This window comes from Virgibacillus subterraneus (genome assembly GCF_900110695.1).
Lineage (GTDB): Bacteria > Bacillota > Bacilli > Bacillales > Amphibacillaceae > Lentibacillus > Lentibacillus subterraneus.
In genome coordinates this window covers 843,916-861,565 of the sequence record NZ_FOEH01000001.1, presented here as the reverse complement: position 1 = coordinate 861,565, position 17,650 = coordinate 843,916, and the positions used below count along the sequence as shown (strand labels likewise).

The following is a 17,650-nucleotide window of genomic DNA, read 5'->3' as shown; positions in this document are numbered from 1 at the left end:
TCAGCCTTTTTCTCACAACCATAATTTATAATTCCACACCCTCAGGCCAATGTAAATCATGTTCCTCAACACTGGTAATCTCGTTATTTTCATCAACAAATACTACTTTAGGCTTTAAATGTTCTATTTCCTCATCGGTCATGAGGCCTTGGCTCAAAATAATAACCAGATCATCTGGAGAGAATAAGTTTGCAGGCGGCCCGTTGAGGCAAATGCGGTTCGAGCCCTCTGGAGCCGGAATGGCATAGGTCTTCCATCTTGCAGCATTTCGTATGTTTGCAATCTGTACCATTTCATAAGGCTTAATATTTGCTTCCTTCATTAACTTGCAATCGATCGTTATGCTGCCAACATAATCAAGCTCAGCCTCCGTGACTGTAGCTCTATGTATCTTTCCTTTACACATTAAGCGTTGCATAAAAATGCCTCCTCTATAATAAATGAACATCTCAAGTACAGTATGACTTAAAACCAACGATAATTACAAGTGGGCTTTTACAAGCATTGCAAACTCTACCTTTGATAAAGTGCCTGTCACTTCCCGTTTTTTATCATAATATGTCGAATGCGATATCTATTTCGTTCCTGTAACAACAACAACATTACAACCATTAATATAACCATTTTTCACCTTTCCAGGTCCTTATAAACAAAACACCGCTCTCCGTTTAGAGAACAGTGTCCGAAAACAACAATATTTATAAACCAAAAATTGTTACAAAGATCGGGAAGTTACAGGTACTAATTCATTTGCTACTGCTGTGGTTAGCTCTTTCGTGGTTTTTGGTACGAATGATTTTAGCACTGAGTTTATCATCGGTCCGGTAAATCCTTTTGCGGTTATATTTAGGGAGCCAGTCATTCTTGTCACATATTCGTTTTTCTCCTCAGCTTCAAAAAAACCATTTCCATCAAAATTCTCGTTCACTCCGGTTAAACGAAAAGAGACTGTGGTCGGCTCTTTCCATTCTGTGATGTCCACCTGAAGACAAACTGTTTTTTGTATAATACCGACGTCACCTTTAAATGTCCAGGTCGATTGTTTGGTGTTAAGAATTTCATGCGTCACATAGCCAGGAACTAATGGGGCCCACTTATTCATATCACTGACAAATTCCCAGATGTATTCAATCGGAATATCAAGATCCACCTGGTGCTTCCCATATGGCATTATACTACCTCCCTGTTTGTTAAACTTACGTTAAATTGCACATTTATTATTATATGCCTGCTTTATAAATCTAGAAGCATATTCTAAAATTATTATTATGAGACTAATCCAATCCACTACAACGATTATATCCGCCAGATTTCCGCTCCACTATCTTGCCTAACTGGAATATCGCATCCTCATTACCATTCGCACTTATAATCTGAATACCAATTGGCATATCATTTTCATCAGTGCCAGCCGGTATCGTCAATGATGGCAACCCCCAAACATTAGCGTATGCAATATATGGCATATAGTGCAGGAACGTTTTACGGATGGAGAATATTTCTTGAAATACCTTTCCATGCTCAGGTGCGCCTGTATGATAAACCGGTAAAATTAATAACCGATTGTTCAAAAAAGTGGCTACCTCCTCATCTCCCTGCTCAATAATACCTTCTATTTCCTTTATTCTGCCTGCCGATGGTTTGAATAGTTTAGCTCCAATTAATGCCCATGACAAATACGGATGAACCTTAGTTTTCCTGGTTAGTTTTTCTTTAGCATATGCGGCTAATACGTTTGAACGGTCCGTACTGAACGCTAGTTTTTCCATACTCTTTCCACCATCAAGTGACATAATTTCCTGCCATAGCTGGGCACTATTTTCAAAGTAAGGAGGTGTGGATCTATTTACCAAAAATAATCTACTTAAATATTGTTCAATTCCACTCAGCGTCTCCTTAGTTTTTTGCGATAACGGAATATTCATATCGAATGATAAAATATCAATCTCGAAATCACTGAGGGATTGCTCGGTAAAGGGGTTATTTGCAATAATATCGTATATTAATTCCATATCACGCACCGATTTTCCCATCGGCCCCATTCCTGACATTCTTTTTTGTAAAGGAATAGTGTCAGCTGGAAAATGGCCATTGGATGATACTTGAAATTTCCCCGGTTTAAATCCAACTACCCCATTAAAATGACTTGGAAAGCGAATAGAGCCACCAATATCGGAACCAATTCCAGCTGCAGCTCCACCTGCTCCGAGCAATGCACCTTCTCCACCACTTGAGCCGCCAGCTGTTCTGGCAACATCCCATGGGTTGTTCGTTCTGCCATACAATTTATTATCTGTTTCCTGACAAAAACATAGTGCAGGTATATTTGACTTACCTAGAATAATTGCACCAGCCTCTTTTAACTTTGCCACAACATCTGCATCTTCTCTTGCTATCAAGTGCTTTCTATTTAACAGTCCACCTGTTGTTTTCATGTTCACAACATTAAATGCTTCTTTCACACTAATTGGAACCCCAAATAGTGGCCCTTTATTGACGTGCTCTTTTTGATTATCTTTTTCTTGAGCCTCTCTTATGGCTTCTGCATATCGTTCCTCCACAACAGCATTAACAGCAGGATTCACTCTCTTAAGATGTTCTATATAAATGTTTACCACTTCATAACTGGATAATTCTCCACTTTTAATAGCATTAGCAATAGAAGTAGCATCCATGTCTAAGATGGATTGTGCAGATAACAATGAAACTTGATCCGTCCCCATTTCATCCCATCCTTTAATTTAATTATTATTTAAAAAATCAAATAATTATATAGATAACTTTACTATACCATATTCAAAGTAAATACTGCTTTAGAAAACTTGACATTCGTTTAAGCGATTCTTATGTAAGCGTATTTTGCTTCTTACAATCAATTACAATTTGTTGTTCAAGCATATATGGCGAATGTTATAGGTGTACTTATGTAAAGAAAGATTTTATACTTTCAAAAAAAGCTCCTTCCATTGAAAGAGCTCTGTAACAGTTACTTGTTATCTTTAGTTTGCCGGTTTTTCTGTTTAACCTCTTCAGCATTGGTATCACTATAAATGTTGGTACCATGGCCACCTGATGTCTTAGCAATCCATTCTTTTGCTTCATTATACGACAGCCCAGAACGCCGGCTCTGTTCTTTAACCGCATCAATATCTGTTCCTGCAGCCGTATATCTGTCATTATTTTGATTACTTTCCTTCATGAAAAAACCTCCATTCCGTTTCCTATTATTTTGCACAAATGACGGTTTTTAATTAGGGAATATATTTAGTGGTTGAATATCTCATATACGGAATAGTTTTTGGTGAATTTCAGGAGTTGTCCGGTTTATACATATTTTTTCCCAACACGAATCGCACCTTTCACAATTGGATAATAACTAGCAATACTTATTCCTTGTGACTGACATCTAAACTTCTGATAGTATTAATTGATAATGAGAGTAATTGATGGGAGGAATATACAGCATGTCAAAGGATGTAAAACTACGCACATTGGAAAAAGATGATTTGGAGTTTTTACACAAGCTGAACAATGATCCAGATGTGATGGATTATTGGTTTGAAGAACCTTATATGTCTATGGAAAAGCTAAAGGATGAATATGAAAAAAGCCAGGACAGCACACGAGAGAGACAGTTTATATTAACTTATAAAGGGGAAAAATTGGGATTTGTAGGCTTGTATGGTATTGATCAGAGACACCGATATGCGGAATTTGCGATTATGATTGATACCGCACATCAGGGTAATGGTTATGCAAGCACAGCAACTCAGTTGGCGATGAACTATGCTTTTTCCACGCTTAACCTGCACAAGCTTTATTTAGTTGTGGACAAATTGAACGAAAAGGCAATTCATATTTATGAAAAAGTAGGTTTTCAGGCTGAAGGCGAATTGTATGAACACTATTTTGTCAACGGTGAGTATCATGACGCCGTGTTGATGAGTATCTTTGAAAAAGACTATTGGAAACTGCTTAAATAGCAATAATCTGTAAATAATCATAATGGAGGAAGTGCCTTGCCACTTCCTCCATTTGTATACTTAACACTTAATCCATTCCAGGCACCGAAGCAATAATTTCCAAATCACCTTCAATTATATATTCCTCTACAGTACTTGGTAATATAAAATGATCTCCTATCTGAACTGGAAACGTCTGTCCATCAACCATAACATTACCTTTTCCACTAATCACACTTACTAAAAGGAAAGACTCCAATTTTCGTGAAACTTCACCATCGAGTTTCCAGTGATAGACACTGAAATACTTCTCATCAACTAACTGTGTACTAACCAAATCGTCAATTACTTTTTCAATCTGTCGTGAGTCAACTTCCTCATGTGGATAATTAGTTACCTCAATAGCAGCGTCAACGTGTAATTCACGTGTATTTCCTTCCGTATCAGTACGGTCATAATCATAGACCCTATATGTAATATCTGAACTTTGCTGTATCTCCAAAATGACTATTGCCTTTCCAATTGCATGAATTGTACCACTTGGGACGTATATAAAATCACCTTTTTGAACCTTTACACGTCTAAGTAACTTATCCCAGTCCCCGGAATTAACCATTCCCTTAAATTCTTCAGCTGATTGTGCATGGTGTCCGAGAACAATTTCCGCACCTTCTTCACAGTCCAGCACATACCAGCATTCAGTTTTTCCGTAACTTTCACCCTCAACTTCTCTTGCATATGTATCATCAGGATGAACCTGGACAGATAAATCATTGTTAGCATCCAAAATTTTAACTAATAACGGAAAACCTCCTTCAGTAGATGTCTTCCCAAATATTTCTGGATGTTCCTTCCACGCTTTAGCTAAATTCTTTCCCTGTAACGGACCATTTACTATTTCAGAAGGTCCATTTGAATGGGCTGATATAACCCATGCCTCACCTGTTTTGTTAGTCGGGATGTCGTATCCAAAAAGTGTTTGTAAATTATTGCCACCCCATATACGCTCCTGAAATACAGGTTTCAGAAAAATTGGTTCGTTATACATTTTTATTCCTCCATACCTATTATCGAGTAAAACATAAAGCTGCCGCTCCAATAACACCGGAACTTTGTTCTAACTTAGCCGGAACTATTTCTGTTTGTCTTCCGGTTTCGTTTAATGCGAATTCACTCACATATGCTTGAATCGATTGAAACAGCGGATCACCTACTTTTGATACTCCACCGCCGATCACGATTTTTTCGGTGTCAAAGGTATTAATAACTGAGACAGATGCAACACCAAGTACACGGAAAACCTTTTCGATTAAACGAATAATTTCCTTATTTCCATTAAAATAAAGATTAAATACATCTTTTGTTGATATGTCTTTTCCGATAATCGCTGAACCCTGTCTGGCAATTGCCGTTCCTGAGGCAATCCACTCTAAGCAGCCGTATTGTCCGCACGTACATTTTCCGAACGATGGTTCAACCACTGTATGTCCAATGTCACCTGCATTCCCCTTCAATCCCCGTAACAGCTTCCCTTCCGCCACAATGCCAGCACCAATGCCTGTACTCACTGTTATATAGGCAAAGTTATCATTCTCTTGTGCTGCACCTATCAGTCTCTCAGCCATTGCTGCAGCGTTTGCATCGTTTTCCAAGGAAACAGGAATAGAGAAATGCTGCTCAACTAAATGTGATATTGGCACATCAATCCATCCACTTAAATTAGGTGGCGACGTAATAATGCCATGTTTACTATCTAATGGTCCAGGTGCCCCAATACCGATACCTATTAGCTGTTCCATTGGGATTCCCGTTCTTTTGATAACCTGTTCTATTTCATTATTAATTTTCTCCACCATTTTAATTGCAGGAATCGATAGATCAGTAGGAATAACTGATTCTGTTAAAATATTACCAGCTTCATCAACTATCGCTATTGCGACTTTTGTTCCACCGATATCAACGCCTATAGCATGCTGCATTATGTACACACCCTTTTATTTATATCTTATCATAATCGCCATTCCAGATTTGAATAACTTCCTAATTAATAATAAACTTAAGTAAATACATTGCCCAATTTAAGGAGGCATTAAATGGATACGACCGAATTAACTAACTCATTTAAAAAAATATTTGAAACAACCAGCGCTCCAAGAATATTTTTCGCTCCAGGTCGAATCAACCTAATCGGTGAACATACAGATTATAATGGTGGAAATGTTTTCCCTGCAGCCATTTCATTTGGTACATACGCTCTAGCAGCCAAACGAAACGATCAGAAATTCCGTTTTTACTCATTAAATTTTCCTGAAACTGGTATTATGGGATGTGATTTATCTGATCTTTCCTATAAAGTGGATGATGATTGGGCGAACTTTCCTAAAGGAATGATAGATTATTTGAAAAATGCTGGTATCGATATCGAAACAGGCATCGATATTTTATTTTATGGAAACATACCGAATGGTGCTGGATTATCTTCATCAGCATCAATTGAGATGGCAACAGGTGTTTTAGTAGAAAATCTGTATCAGCATCCGATTAATCGAATTGAACTTATCAAAATCGGGCAAAAAGTGGAGAATGAATACATTGGTGTTAATAGCGGTATCATGGATCAATTCGTGATAGGAAAAGGCCGGAAAGATGCTGCCATTCTCTTAAACTGCCAAACTTTAAACTATGAATATGTTCCGGTAATACTGCAAGACTATTGTATTTTAATAATCAATTCAAATAAACGAAGAACACTTGCTGGTTCCAAATACAATGAGCGCAGAAGCGAATGTGAATCAGCTTTATCTGATCTACAAAAAGAACTCACTATTGAAAATTTAGGTGACTTAACCCCAGAAGGATTTGAATCTCATAAACAGCTGATCAACTCTCCTATACATAGAAAACGTGCGAAACACGCAGTTTACGAGAATGCACGTACGTTAGAGGCACGAAAAAATTTAAATCAGCATGACTTGATTGCTTTCGGTAAGCTTATGAACGATTCGCATTCATCGTTAAAAGATGATTATGAAGTAACTGGCCGTGAACTTGATACCATTGTTGAAGCAGCCTGGGAACATAAGGATGTCATCGGTGCCAGAATGACAGGGGCAGGATTCGGCGGTTGTGCAATAGCACTTGTTAAACGAGACCAAGTAGATAACGTTACACATCACGTGAACACTATCTATCGCACAAAGATTGGCTATGATGCTACCTTTTACACTGCCACGATAAGTGAAGGTGCTAGAGAAATTACGGAGGGAATATAATATGAGTGTATTAGTATTAGGTGGAGCAGGGTACATAGTCTCCCATGCAACATACCAATTAATTGATCAGAAGGAAGACGTTATCGTAGTTGATAACTTGGAAACGGGATATCGTGATGCGATACATCCTAATGCAAGGTTTTATCAAGGTGATTGTCGCAACATCGATTTTTTACGTGACGTATTTGCAAAAGAACCAATTGATTCCGTGATCCATTTCGCCGCAAACTCTTTAGTCGGCGAATCCATGGAAAATCCGCTCAAGTACTATGATAACAATGTCCATGGAACACAGGTTCTTTTACAAGTAATGGTCGAGAATGATGTTAAATTTATTGTATTTTCGTCAACAGCAGCAACATATGGGGAAGCGGATACCATTCCTATTACAGAAGAAGTCGCTCCTAATCCAACAAATACTTATGGTGACACAAAACTCACCATGGAGAAAATGATGAAGTGGTCTAGTCAAGCACATGACATTAATTACGTGTCGCTGCGATATTTTAACGTGGCCGGTGCGAGAGAATCTGGTGAAATTGGGGAAGCACATAACCCGGAAACCCATTTAATTCCGATAATTCTTCAGGTAGCACTAAAACAACGAGAGCACATATCCATTTTTGGTGATGACTATAACACCTCTGACGGTACATGTGTCAGGGATTATATTCATGTAGAAGACCTGATTAACGCACATATACTAGCACTTGACTACCTGAAAGATGGCGGAAGTAGTGATATTTTTAACTTAGGCAGCAGTCAAGGCTTCTCTGTAAAAGAAATGGTTGAAGCAGTTAAGGCAGTTACAGGTGAAGAAATCCCAGTCAAAATCGAAGAACGTCGCATTGGGGACCCAGGTACGTTAATAGCTTCTTCACAAAAAGCAAAGGATTTACTTAATTGGAATCCAACCCGGACTTCCATAAACAAAATAATTCAGGATGCTTGGAACTGGCACCAAAGTCATCCCAATGGATACGAGGATGTGAAATCCTTATGACCTCAATCTATCAACATATAAGCAACCTACTTGATGAATCTGTAAAAAATCGATTAATTGAGACGGCCGATAAAATTTATGCACAAAATATACTGTTGGACCTATTGCAGCTTGATTCCTATATCGAGCCAAAAGCATCCACCCCAAACTGTTCTGTACCTGATATTGTGGATGATATTGTTTCCTATGCAGTTAAGAATAATATCATTACCGATATTTTAGCTGAAAAGGAAAAATTTGCAGCAAAGATTATGGATGTTTTTGTAGCAAGACCGTCGATGATAAATGAACAATTCCAATCTAAGCTTGTTAATGATTCATCTAAATCAGCAACCAGTTTTTTTTACGAGTTAAGTAAGAACAGCAATTACATTCAAATGAAACGGATAAAAAAGAATGTTCATTTCAAAGCCAATACAGAATTTGGATCAATGGATATTACAATAAACCTATCCAAACCGGAAAAAGACCCTGAACAACTCGAACTTGAACGCAGTAAAAAGGAGAAATCCAACTATCCTCTTTGTCCGCTTTGCATTGAAAATGAAGGCTATGCGGGCAGAATAGATCATGCAGCTCGAGCTAACCATCGCGTTGTAAAAATTCCATTACAAAAAGAAAATTGGTATTTGCAGTATTCGCCATATGTTTATTACAACGAGCACTGCATATTACTCGCAGAAGAACATCGAGATATGAAAATCAGCAAAAACTCGTTTGAACGGTTACTCGAGTTTGTTGAAACGTACCCGCATTATTTCATGGGATCCAATGCGGACTTACCGATAGTTGGCGGCTCTATTTTAAGTCATGATCATTACCAGGGTGGCAATTACGAGTTTGCTATGACAAAAGCAAAAAGCCGGTTTGATTTTTCACTAGAAAACTATACGTCTGTCAGTGGATCAGTCTTATACTGGCCCATATCTGTTATCCGTCTGCAAAGCATTGATAAAAATGAATTAATTGATGCAGCAAATCACATTCTGAATACATGGAAAAACTATACAGATGAGGATGCTGGAATCCATCCATTCACTAATAATGTGTCACATAATACCATTACACCTATAGCACGAATCCGTGATGGAAAATATGAACTTGACCTTGCACTAAGGAATAATAGAACAACTGCTGAACATCCGATGGGTATTTTCCACCCGCATGCTGATGTACACCACATTAAAAAAGAGAATATCGGCTTAATCGAAGTCATGGGATTAGCAGTACTTCCCCCTAGATTAATTGATGAGTTAAATGAAATAAAAAAACATCTTCTAGGCGAACCATCCAATATAGCAGATTATCATCAAGCATGGGCAAAAGAAATAAAAGCTGCATACGGTGAGCAGACTGACAAGAATATGATAAATAGCATTATGGAGAACGAACTGGGAAAAAAGTTTGTTAACGTGCTTGAGGATGCAGGTGTTTTCAAACAAAATTCATCGGGAGAAAATGCCTTTAAACGTTTTATTCAATCTTTAAATAAAAGGAAATGAGTTACTTATGAAAATTACAACACAAAATATAAACCCTAACGAACATATAACATGGCAGCTCTACACGCTTTCCAATGATAATCAAATGGAAGTAAGCATTCTTAATTATGGAGGGACCATAACAGAAATACGAACTCCAGACCGGAATGGAAATATCGAAAATGTTGTGCTTGGCTTTAATAATTACCAGGACTACATAAAAAATCCCGCATTTTTTGGAGCAATTATCGGGCGAGTCGCCGGAAGAATAAAAGATGCCACTTTTCAGGCCGATAACCAATCGTATAAACTAACAGCTAACGACGGAGATAACCATTTACATGGTGGAGCAACAGCATTTCATCATGCTTTATGGGAATCGAGTCCCTTTGAGACAGAAACATCTGTTGGTGTAAAGCTTTCACATGAAAGCCCTGACGGGGATGATGGTTATCCCGGGAATGTACATGCCGAAGTTACCTATGAACTTAACAATGAAAACCAATTGATAATTACGTATAACGCAACTACAGATAGAACGACACCACTGGCACTCACAAATCATACATATTTTAATTTAAGTGGGGACTTGAAGGATACAATAGAAAATCACAATGTAACGATGAGAAGCAGCCAATTTGCAGAGTTAGATGAATATCTCATCCCAACAGGAAAAAAACTTAATGTTAAGAACACACCATTTGACTTTGCTTCAGGCCGAAAAATTAAACATGGAATATACTCTACTCATCTACAAAATAAAATAGTCGGAAACGGGTATGATCACTACTTTTTTTTAGAAAAGCCAAATCAATCAGATGTAACTGTAAAAGAGAAAAAAAGCGGACGGACACTAACAATCAACACTGATGAACCAGGAATGGTTATGTATACATCCAATAACCTGGACGCTGGTCTTGAGCTTAATGAAAGAGTTTCAGAAAGGTATTTAGGACTTTGCTTAGAAACACAAAAACACCCAGCATCACTCATCTATGACGATTTCCCATCAATCCTTCTGCATCCTGAAGAAAAGTATCATTCAAAGACTAGTTTTACTTTCGGATAGTAAAAGAGAGAAACGACATAAGATCGTTTCTCTCTTTTAATTTCTAATAACTTATTTATTTTTATTTAAAACATCAAATGCAACGGCTGCGAGTAGTACGAGGCCTTTAATTGCTTGCTGCCAATCAATTCCTATTCCCATAAGGGACATACCATTATTTAAAACCCCCATAACTAGCGCACCTATAACGGCACCAAATACTGTACCGACGCCACCAGTGAATGAAGCCCCCCCAATAACTGCTGCAGCAATTGCGTCAAGCTCAAATAGATTACCAGCTTGGGGTGTTGCGGCATTTAATCTACCTGCAAAAATAATACCGCAAAGAGCGGATAAAACACCCATATTAACAAAGACCCAAAACTTCATTTTCTTTGTTTTGACACCTGATAGCTGAGCTGCATTTGCATTGCCGCCAACAGCATAAATATGCCTACCGATAACTGTTTTGTTCATAACAAATGTATATCCTGTAATGAGGACCGCTAGGACGATCAACACATACGGAATACCCTCATATGAAGCTAATACATATGTAAATACATTAATTAAAGCGATAAATAAAATTAGCTTTATAATAAATAAAGGATAAGATAGTGTTTTAAACTCATATTTAGTATCTGTTCTTCTTAACTTTATTTCACTTAGTACATATACAATTGATAAGGCTATTCCTATAACTATTGTAAATAACTGAAGTTCCCCTCCGCTTCCGCCAAACAAATCTGGTACGAAAGAAGAACTTAAACTTCGAAATCCATCCGGAAAAGGGGCTATTGTTTTACCATCTAATACGACTAACGTCAATCCTCTAAAAATTAACATTCCTGCCAGCGTTACGATAAAGGCTGGAATATTAACAAACGCAATCCAGAATCCCTGCCATGCACCGATTATAGCTCCAAGTACTAAACATAGCAATATCCCTACTATCACCGGCAACTCCCAGGATACTAATAGCACACCTGCAACGGCTCCTACAAATGCTGCAACCGATCCAACCGACAAATCAATTTCTCCGGTTATTATTACTAGCATCATACCGATTGACAACACAATAATATAACTATTTTGCATAATAATATTTGTTACATTTAGCGGTTTTAATAGAATACCATTCGTTAACACCTGAAATAAAAGTACGATACCGACTAAAGCAATTATCATTCCAAATTTTCTTATATTGCTTGATAAAAGTTGTTTAATTCCCTCCACTGGTTACGACCTCCAACTATGTGTCATATATGTCATTAAGGTTTCTTGATTCGCCTCATTTTTATCAATATCTCCAGTGATCTTCCCTTCATTTAGGGTATATATGCGATCACACATACCTATTAATTCAGGTAATTCAGAAGAAATCATAATAATACTTTTCCCCTGCTCAGCAAGTTCGTTTATTAACTTATAAATTTCAAATTTTGCTCCTACATCAATACCACGCGTGGGCTCGTCCAGAATTAAAACATCAGGATCGGTAAATATCCATTTTCCTAAAACGACTTTTTGCTGATTCCCTCCACTTAGATTAAGTGTTTTTTGATGAATGGTAGGTGCTTTAATATTTATCTTTGATTTAATAGACTCCGCCTCTACTACTTCTTCACTTGAATCAATCACATTTTTATTTGCTAACCTGTCTAAATTTGCTAGTGTTAGGTTATTTTTAACACTATCAATTAGAATTAATCCATACTCTTTCCGGTCTTCCGAGACATATGCAACACCATTTTTAATGGCATCATCCACACTTTTAAAAAATACTTCTTTTCCATTTCTGAAAAGTTGACCTGTGATTCTTCTACCATAGGATTTCCCAAACACACTCATTGCCAGTTCAGTTCGTCCAGCACCCATCAATCCTGCAATGCCGATGATTTCTCCTTGCTTTACGTGTACATTTATATCATGAAGTATCTGTCTTTCTGAATTTATCGGATGGTAAGCTGACCAATTTTTTATTTCAAAAACAATATTGTCTTTTACATTATGGTTCCTTTCTGGGAATAGGTTAGATAAATCTCGACCAACCATATCCTTAATAATTTGACTTTCGGTAATTTCACCATCTTTAGCATGATATGTCTGAATCGTCTGACCATCACGTAAAACTGTAATACTATTAGATACTTTTAATAACTCTTTTAATTTGTGGGATATCATGATAGAAGTCATACCCTGTTCTTTAAATTCCAATAATAGCTCTAAAAGATTTTCACTATCCTCTTCATTTAGTGCTGCAGTCGGTTCATCTAAAATTAATAGTTTCACTTTTTTTGATAGTGCCTTAGCAATTTCGACTAACTGTTGTTGACCGACACCAATGTTTTTTATTTTTTCTTGGGGGTCTAATTTTAATCCTACTTTTTTAAGTAGTTGTCTTGTTTCTATAATCGTTTCATTCCAATTAATAACACCTTTTTTTGCTTGTTCATTCCCTAAAAATATATTCTCCGCAATAGATAATTCAGGGATTAATGCGAGTTCTTGGTGGATAATGACAATTCCCCGTTCTTCACTTTCATTTATATTTTTGAATTGACATGCCTTCTCTTCAAACGTAATATCGCCTTCATATGTTCCATAAGGATGTACACCGCTTAGGACTTTCATCAAAGTAGACTTACCGGCACCATTTTCACCTATAAGCGCATGTATTTCGCCTGGCCGCACTATTAAGTTTACATCACTTAAAGCTGTTACACCTGGAAATGTCTTGGTTATTTCCTTCATTTCCAATATAGTTTCATTCATTGCTATCACAACCTTTTGAATCGGAAATAAGTAGGATGATTTAGCAATAAGAAGAAAACATCATCGCTAAACCATCCCGTTAATGTTCAGATTTATTCTAATTCTTCCTCTGTGAAATACCCAGTATCTATTAAGGCTTCTTGATAATTATTAATATCTACTGAAATAGGTTCTAACAAATAGGAAGGAACGACTTTAACTCCATTATCATATGTTTCCGTATCGTTCACTTCTGGTTCTTCGTTATTAAGTACGGAATCTGCCATATTTACTGCTTTTTTAGCTAATTCTCTTGTATCTTTAAAAATTGTTTGCGTTTGTTCTCCAGCAATAATAGATTTAACAGAAGCAAGTTCAGCATCTTGCCCAGTAACAATAGGCATTGGATTATCATCCGAACCATACCCTACTGCTTTTAATGAAGAAATTACACCTCTGCTAATACCATCAAATGGAGAATAGACAACATCTATCTTTTCACTTGAGTAATGTGCACTTAACAAGTTATCCATACGTTCTTGAGCTTCTGAGCCACTCCAACGCAGAGTTGCTCCCTGTTCAAAATCAGTTTGACCACTTTGTACTACTAACTGTCCCTCATCGATATATGGCTGAAGAACTGACATAGCACCATCCCAGAAGAAGTACGCGTTATTATCATCAGGTGATCCTGCAAATAACTCGATATTATAAGGTCCTTCACCCTTAGCCAAACCTAATTGTTCTTCAATGTATTGTCCTTGTAGAACCCCGACTTTGAAATTATCAAACGTAGCATAATAACTTACATGCTCACTGTTCATAATCAAACGGTCATACGCGATAACTGGAATCTCTTGGCTTTTTGCTTGTTCTAATACATCTGTTAGTGCTGAACCATCAATTGAAGCAATTACAAGAATATCTACCCCTTTTGTAATCATGTTTTCAATTTGTGATAACTGGTTCTCCACAACATCCTCAGCATACTGAAGATCTACCTCATACCCTAAATCTTCAAATTCCTTCTTCATGTTTTCACCATCATAAACCCATCTTTCAGAAGACTTGGTGGGCATTGCAATCCCTACTGTTTTACTGTCGGTTTCTCCCCCTGCATCACTGCTGCAAGCTATCATAGCAATTGCAAGAAACATAATAGATAACAAAAAGCTGACTTTCTTCATAATCTTTTCCCCCTTTTTCCTTTACCTAAGATTTGGTTTTGCAGTGTTATATTCACAGACTCTCTCCTAGATAGCGCTTTCATAAAACAATAAACTGGTAAACTATGTATACTGTAAACATAACAATGAACCATAAAATTTGTTCGTACAAAATATAAATAATCGCCTGTCATCTTGTACGTACATTTATTATAAAATAAAAGAATCTATTTAGCAACATGAATTTTTGTAATATTTTATATTTTTATAAAGAAAAAATACCACCCTCTTTATATTAAGGTGGCATTTTACTGAGTTGTAATTTTCTGCTGATTCAAGTCCTTTGTGGAATTCCTTATAGCCATTTCTGGTGTATAAACAACTGAATCAACTTGATGTTGTTCATTTTTTTTATTAACACTCTTTAATTTAATTAAATCTATTATTGTATTCGCTGCGGCCTTACCCATTTCACTCTTTGGATGGATAATGGATGTGAGCTTTACTTCAGATACTTCAGCTAAAACAGAATCATCATAGCCAATAATTGATATATCTTCGGGAACTCTAATAGTTCTACGTCGCAGTACATCAAGTACTTTAATCACAAGTTCATCATTGTAACAAACCAAACCGGTAATTGAATTACTTTTAGAGTCCAAAATTTTCTCAATTTCCTCAATTGGTTTTGTACTTTTTTCCTCAGTGTTATACGTTATTATATTTTTTGGGTTTAACGGAATTCCATGCTTTCGATGTGCTTTTAAGAAGCCTTTCATTCGTTTCGTCCCTTGTGTATCATCCGTTTTAAAGCAACCAACGATATCTATATGGCCTAATTTAATTAAATGCTCTGTTTGCATAAATCCGCCTTTTACATCGTCCATCACAATGCTTAATGGCTCTAGTTCGTCATAATAAGCATTAATCATAATATAAGGAGTGGATAGCCGTTCAAGATTCAAATAATAGTTAATATTAGGATTTGAAAATGCGCTTTTTGTGGGCTCAATAATAATTCCATCAAATTGTTGTGTCAGTATCTTCTCTAATATTTGCCGCTCTTTTTCATGATCATTGTTCGTGCTGAAAATACTTACTTGATATCCTTCTTGACTCAGCCGGGATTCAGCTCCTCTAATAATGGAGGGGAATATATAATCAGAAATATATGTCGTAATAATAGCAATGTTTTTCTGGCTATTTTGACGTTGATTTTCATTCATTTTACTTCTGTCAGCACAAAATGTTCCAGATCCTTGTTCACGGTATAGCCAACCTGTTGTTACCAAGTCTCCAATCGCGAGACGAACAGTATGACGACTTACACCGAACTCTTTCATTAACTCGCTTTCCGAACTTATTTTTTGATAGGGGGTGTATGTCCCATCCATAATTTTTGATTTAAGTGCACTTTTTACCATACTGTATTTTGTTTCCATAAAAACCACCTCAACTTACCTGCATTTTTAATTATAAACTCATTCGTATAAGTATAAGTAAAGCATAACACAATTTTTATCGAAACTATATTAAAAAATCACAGGGATATATCCAACAACGTATAGTCCTGAATCAAATCATATCGCACTTCCAAATAGTGGGTAACAACCGCTGTCACTTCCCGTTTTTTAGAGAAATTCGATGAATAATATTAAGAAAAAGGGTCAGCATCCTTAAAGAATGCTGACCTTATATATATTTGGTTCTTAGGATTTACCACATTGAGTAAATGAATCAACATTTGAAAAAAAACTTCCAAATGACAAAAACTTGGCTACAGTCGCTAATCTTATTCTACAATAACCGTAGCATATACTTTTTGTCTTGTTGATCTAATTGTTTGACCAGGTTTGCCAAAGAAAGGGGTTCCATTCATATTCCAAAACAATTGTTGTATACGCGTATGACGATTGTGGTCGTATAGCGGATTTCCTTCGATTTTTTTATATGGACGGCTATGGTAAACAAATAGGTCGGTTATTCCATCTTCAGCAACCGTAAAGCTATTGTGCCCCGGTCCATATTCAAGTGTCTCCTCATTTGAAACAAACACGGGCTCTTTTGTTTTTGACCATGATTTTGGATTTAATAAATCACTGTCATCTTCAGCAGTTAATAATCCCATGGCATAGCGGTCATCGGTTGCACTAGCAGAATAGGAAACAAATATTCTCCCGTTTCGTTTGATAACAGCTGCACCTTCGTTAACATAAAATCCTTCTTGCTCCCATGAAAATTTTGGTGTCGCTAATAGTACTTGTTTTTTTATCGTCCATGGATTACTCATTTCAGCAATATAAAGGTTAGAAATTGTTTCATTTTCAACTTTTTGGGCCCATATCAAATAGCGCTTTCCATTATGTTCAAAGGTAGTCGCATCCAAAGAAAAGCTTTGAAATTCTGTGTTAATTTGTCCTTTTTCTACCCATTCACCCTCGAATGGATTTGCAGTACTGTTCTCCAAAACATATGGTCGAATTGCCCATATATCGTCTTTATCTCCAGCCGCATAATGAATATACCATTTACCATCAATAAAGTGAATCTCAGGTGCCCATATATGTAAAGACATAATCCCGCTATTATATTTTCTCCATAAAACCGATTCTTCAGCGTTCGGAAGGCCTTTTATCGTTTTTGCTCTTCTTAGAACAATACGATCATATTCAGGATGAGACCCCGTAAAATAATAATAGCCATCAGTATGTTTATATATATATGGATCTGCCCTTTGCTTAATTAATGGATTGGGATAAGTTCGCAGCTGAAGTTCACCTTCTACGGTGAACATACCTGGTTCTTTATAGTTTTCATGATTAACTTCATCCCATTGCACATCTAGTCTCGCGGTTATACCATTATCCAATTCAACGGATACTTTACTTGGTAGTGATGGGGTTTCTCCGGTTTTCGTAGATATTTCTAAATGGTTAACTTTCGTAATATTCATAAGAAAAATCT

At 36.7% G+C, this 17,650-nt stretch carries 16 protein-coding genes; 5 read left to right on the top strand and 11 right to left on the bottom strand.

Going from position 1 to position 17,650, the window contains the following annotated elements:
- Positions 1–25: 25 nt before the first annotated feature.
- The 4 genes from panD to BMY13_RS04020 all read right to left on the bottom strand — a co-directional run bounded on the left by panD (position 26) and on the right by BMY13_RS04020 (position 3,199).
- A complete protein-coding gene (gene panD, locus BMY13_RS04035; protein WP_092491737.1) occupies positions 26–418 on the bottom strand; it encodes an aspartate 1-decarboxylase in 393 nt (130 codons plus the stop codon).
- Between the two features lie 297 nt (positions 419–715).
- Positions 716–1,171 (bottom strand): SRPBCC family protein, encoded by a 456-nt coding sequence (locus BMY13_RS04030; protein WP_092491736.1) that lies wholly within the window; start codon positions 1,169–1,171, stop codon positions 716–718.
- Between the two features lie 103 nt (positions 1,172–1,274).
- A complete protein-coding gene (locus tag BMY13_RS04025) occupies positions 1,275–2,723 on the bottom strand; it encodes an amidase (RefSeq protein WP_245736003.1) in 1,449 nt (482 codons plus the stop codon).
- A gap of 263 nt (positions 2,724–2,986) precedes the next feature.
- Positions 2,987–3,199 carry a gamma-type small acid-soluble spore protein gene (locus BMY13_RS04020; RefSeq protein ID WP_092502736.1) on the bottom strand — a complete coding sequence of 71 codons (213 nt, stop codon included), beginning with the start codon at positions 3,197–3,199 and terminating at the stop codon, positions 2,987–2,989.
- A 265-nt stretch (positions 3,200–3,464) separates the two neighbouring features.
- Here BMY13_RS04020 and BMY13_RS04015 point away from each other — a divergent pair, with 265 nt between their 5' ends.
- Positions 3,465–3,983 carry a GNAT family N-acetyltransferase gene (locus BMY13_RS04015; RefSeq protein WP_092502734.1) on the top strand — a complete coding sequence of 173 codons (519 nt, stop codon included), beginning with the start codon at positions 3,465–3,467 and terminating at the stop codon, positions 3,981–3,983.
- Positions 3,984–4,050: 67 nt separating this feature from the next.
- Here BMY13_RS04015 and manA read toward each other — a convergent pair whose 3' ends face one another.
- Both manA and BMY13_RS04005 read right to left on the bottom strand, forming a co-directional pair.
- Complete coding sequence (manA, locus tag BMY13_RS04010; protein WP_092502732.1) at positions 4,051–5,010, bottom strand: mannose-6-phosphate isomerase, class I; 960 nt, start codon at positions 5,008–5,010, stop codon at positions 4,051–4,053.
- Between the two features lie 19 nt (positions 5,011–5,029).
- On the bottom strand, positions 5,030–5,941 hold the full coding sequence (locus tag BMY13_RS04005; protein WP_092502730.1) for an ROK family protein: 912 nt from the start codon (positions 5,939–5,941) through the stop codon (positions 5,030–5,032).
- 114 nt (positions 5,942–6,055) lie between these two features.
- On the opposite strand from BMY13_RS04005, the gene BMY13_RS04000 reads away from it, so the two are divergent.
- The 4 genes from BMY13_RS04000 to BMY13_RS03985 are packed head-to-tail and all read left to right on the top strand — an operon-like array spanning position 6,056 to position 10,787.
- A complete protein-coding gene (locus tag BMY13_RS04000; protein ID WP_092502728.1) occupies positions 6,056–7,234 on the top strand; it encodes a galactokinase in 1,179 nt (392 codons plus the stop codon).
- 1 nt (position 7,235) lies between these two features.
- Positions 7,236–8,237: a UDP-glucose 4-epimerase GalE gene (gene galE, locus BMY13_RS03995; RefSeq protein WP_092502726.1), complete on the top strand. Its 1,002-nt coding sequence runs from the start codon at positions 7,236–7,238 to the stop codon at positions 8,235–8,237.
- Entirely contained in the window at positions 8,234–9,739 is a 1,506-nt protein-coding gene (locus BMY13_RS03990; protein ID WP_092502724.1) for a UDP-glucose--hexose-1-phosphate uridylyltransferase, read from the top strand. The genes galE and BMY13_RS03990 overlap by 4 nt, the downstream gene beginning before the upstream one ends.
- 7 nt (positions 9,740–9,746) lie before the next feature.
- Positions 9,747–10,787 carry an aldose epimerase family protein gene (locus BMY13_RS03985; RefSeq protein ID WP_092502722.1) on the top strand — a complete coding sequence of 347 codons (1,041 nt, stop codon included), beginning with the start codon at positions 9,747–9,749 and terminating at the stop codon, positions 10,785–10,787.
- Between the two features lie 51 nt (positions 10,788–10,838).
- On the opposite strand, the gene mmsB is transcribed toward BMY13_RS03985, so the two are convergent.
- From mmsB to BMY13_RS03960, 5 genes are all read right to left on the bottom strand, one after another.
- Positions 10,839–12,002, bottom strand: a complete 1,164-nt coding sequence (gene mmsB, locus BMY13_RS03980; protein ID WP_175476704.1) for a multiple monosaccharide ABC transporter permease — start codon at positions 12,000–12,002, stop codon at positions 10,839–10,841.
- A 3-nt stretch (positions 12,003–12,005) separates the two neighbouring features.
- The gene (gene mmsA / locus BMY13_RS03975; RefSeq protein WP_092502720.1) at positions 12,006–13,541 is read right to left on the bottom strand and encodes a multiple monosaccharide ABC transporter ATP-binding protein; all 1,536 of its coding nucleotides are present in this window, start codon (positions 13,539–13,541) and stop codon (positions 12,006–12,008) included.
- Between the two features lie 92 nt (positions 13,542–13,633).
- Positions 13,634–14,707 carry a multiple monosaccharide ABC transporter substrate-binding protein gene (chvE, locus tag BMY13_RS03970; protein WP_092502718.1) on the bottom strand — a complete coding sequence of 358 codons (1,074 nt, stop codon included), beginning with the start codon at positions 14,705–14,707 and terminating at the stop codon, positions 13,634–13,636.
- A gap of 287 nt (positions 14,708–14,994) precedes the next feature.
- Entirely contained in the window at positions 14,995–16,128 is a 1,134-nt protein-coding gene (locus BMY13_RS03965) for a GntR family transcriptional regulator (RefSeq protein ID WP_092502716.1), read from the bottom strand.
- 350 nt (positions 16,129–16,478) lie between these two features.
- Entirely contained in the window at positions 16,479–17,639 is a 1,161-nt protein-coding gene (locus BMY13_RS03960; protein ID WP_092502714.1) for a family 43 glycosylhydrolase, read from the bottom strand.
- Positions 17,640–17,650 lie beyond the last annotated feature (11 nt).

Bases quoted from the DNA above. Each gene is read 5' to 3' on its own strand.
- panD (WP_092491737.1), bottom strand. From the start codon at position 418: ATGCAACGCTTAATGTGTAAAGGAAAGATACATAGAGCTACAGTCACG.
- BMY13_RS04030 (WP_092491736.1), bottom strand. From the start codon at position 1,171: ATGCCATATGGGAAGCACCAGGTGGATCTTGATATTCCGATTGAATAC.
- BMY13_RS04025 (WP_245736003.1), bottom strand. From the start codon at position 2,723: ATGGGGACGGATCAAGTTTCATTGTTATCTGCACAATCCATCTTAGAC.
- BMY13_RS04020 (WP_092502736.1), bottom strand. From the start codon at position 3,199: ATGAAGGAAAGTAATCAAAATAATGACAGATATACGGCTGCAGGAACA.
- BMY13_RS04015 (WP_092502734.1), top strand. From the start codon at position 3,465: ATGTCAAAGGATGTAAAACTACGCACATTGGAAAAAGATGATTTGGAG.
- manA (WP_092502732.1), bottom strand. From the start codon at position 5,010: ATGTATAACGAACCAATTTTTCTGAAACCTGTATTTCAGGAGCGTATA.
- BMY13_RS04005 (WP_092502730.1), bottom strand. From the start codon at position 5,941: ATGCAGCATGCTATAGGCGTTGATATCGGTGGAACAAAAGTCGCAATA.
- BMY13_RS04000 (WP_092502728.1), top strand. From the start codon at position 6,056: ATGGATACGACCGAATTAACTAACTCATTTAAAAAAATATTTGAAACA.
- galE (WP_092502726.1), top strand. From the start codon at position 7,236: ATGAGTGTATTAGTATTAGGTGGAGCAGGGTACATAGTCTCCCATGCA.
- BMY13_RS03990 (WP_092502724.1), top strand. From the start codon at position 8,234: ATGACCTCAATCTATCAACATATAAGCAACCTACTTGATGAATCTGTA.
- BMY13_RS03985 (WP_092502722.1), top strand. From the start codon at position 9,747: ATGAAAATTACAACACAAAATATAAACCCTAACGAACATATAACATGG.
- mmsA (WP_092502720.1), bottom strand. From the start codon at position 13,541: ATGAATGAAACTATATTGGAAATGAAGGAAATAACCAAGACATTTCCA.
- chvE (WP_092502718.1), bottom strand. From the start codon at position 14,707: ATGAAGAAAGTCAGCTTTTTGTTATCTATTATGTTTCTTGCAATTGCT.
- BMY13_RS03965 (WP_092502716.1), bottom strand. From the start codon at position 16,128: ATGGAAACAAAATACAGTATGGTAAAAAGTGCACTTAAATCAAAAATT.
- BMY13_RS03960 (WP_092502714.1), bottom strand. From the start codon at position 17,639: ATGAATATTACGAAAGTTAACCATTTAGAAATATCTACGAAAACCGGA.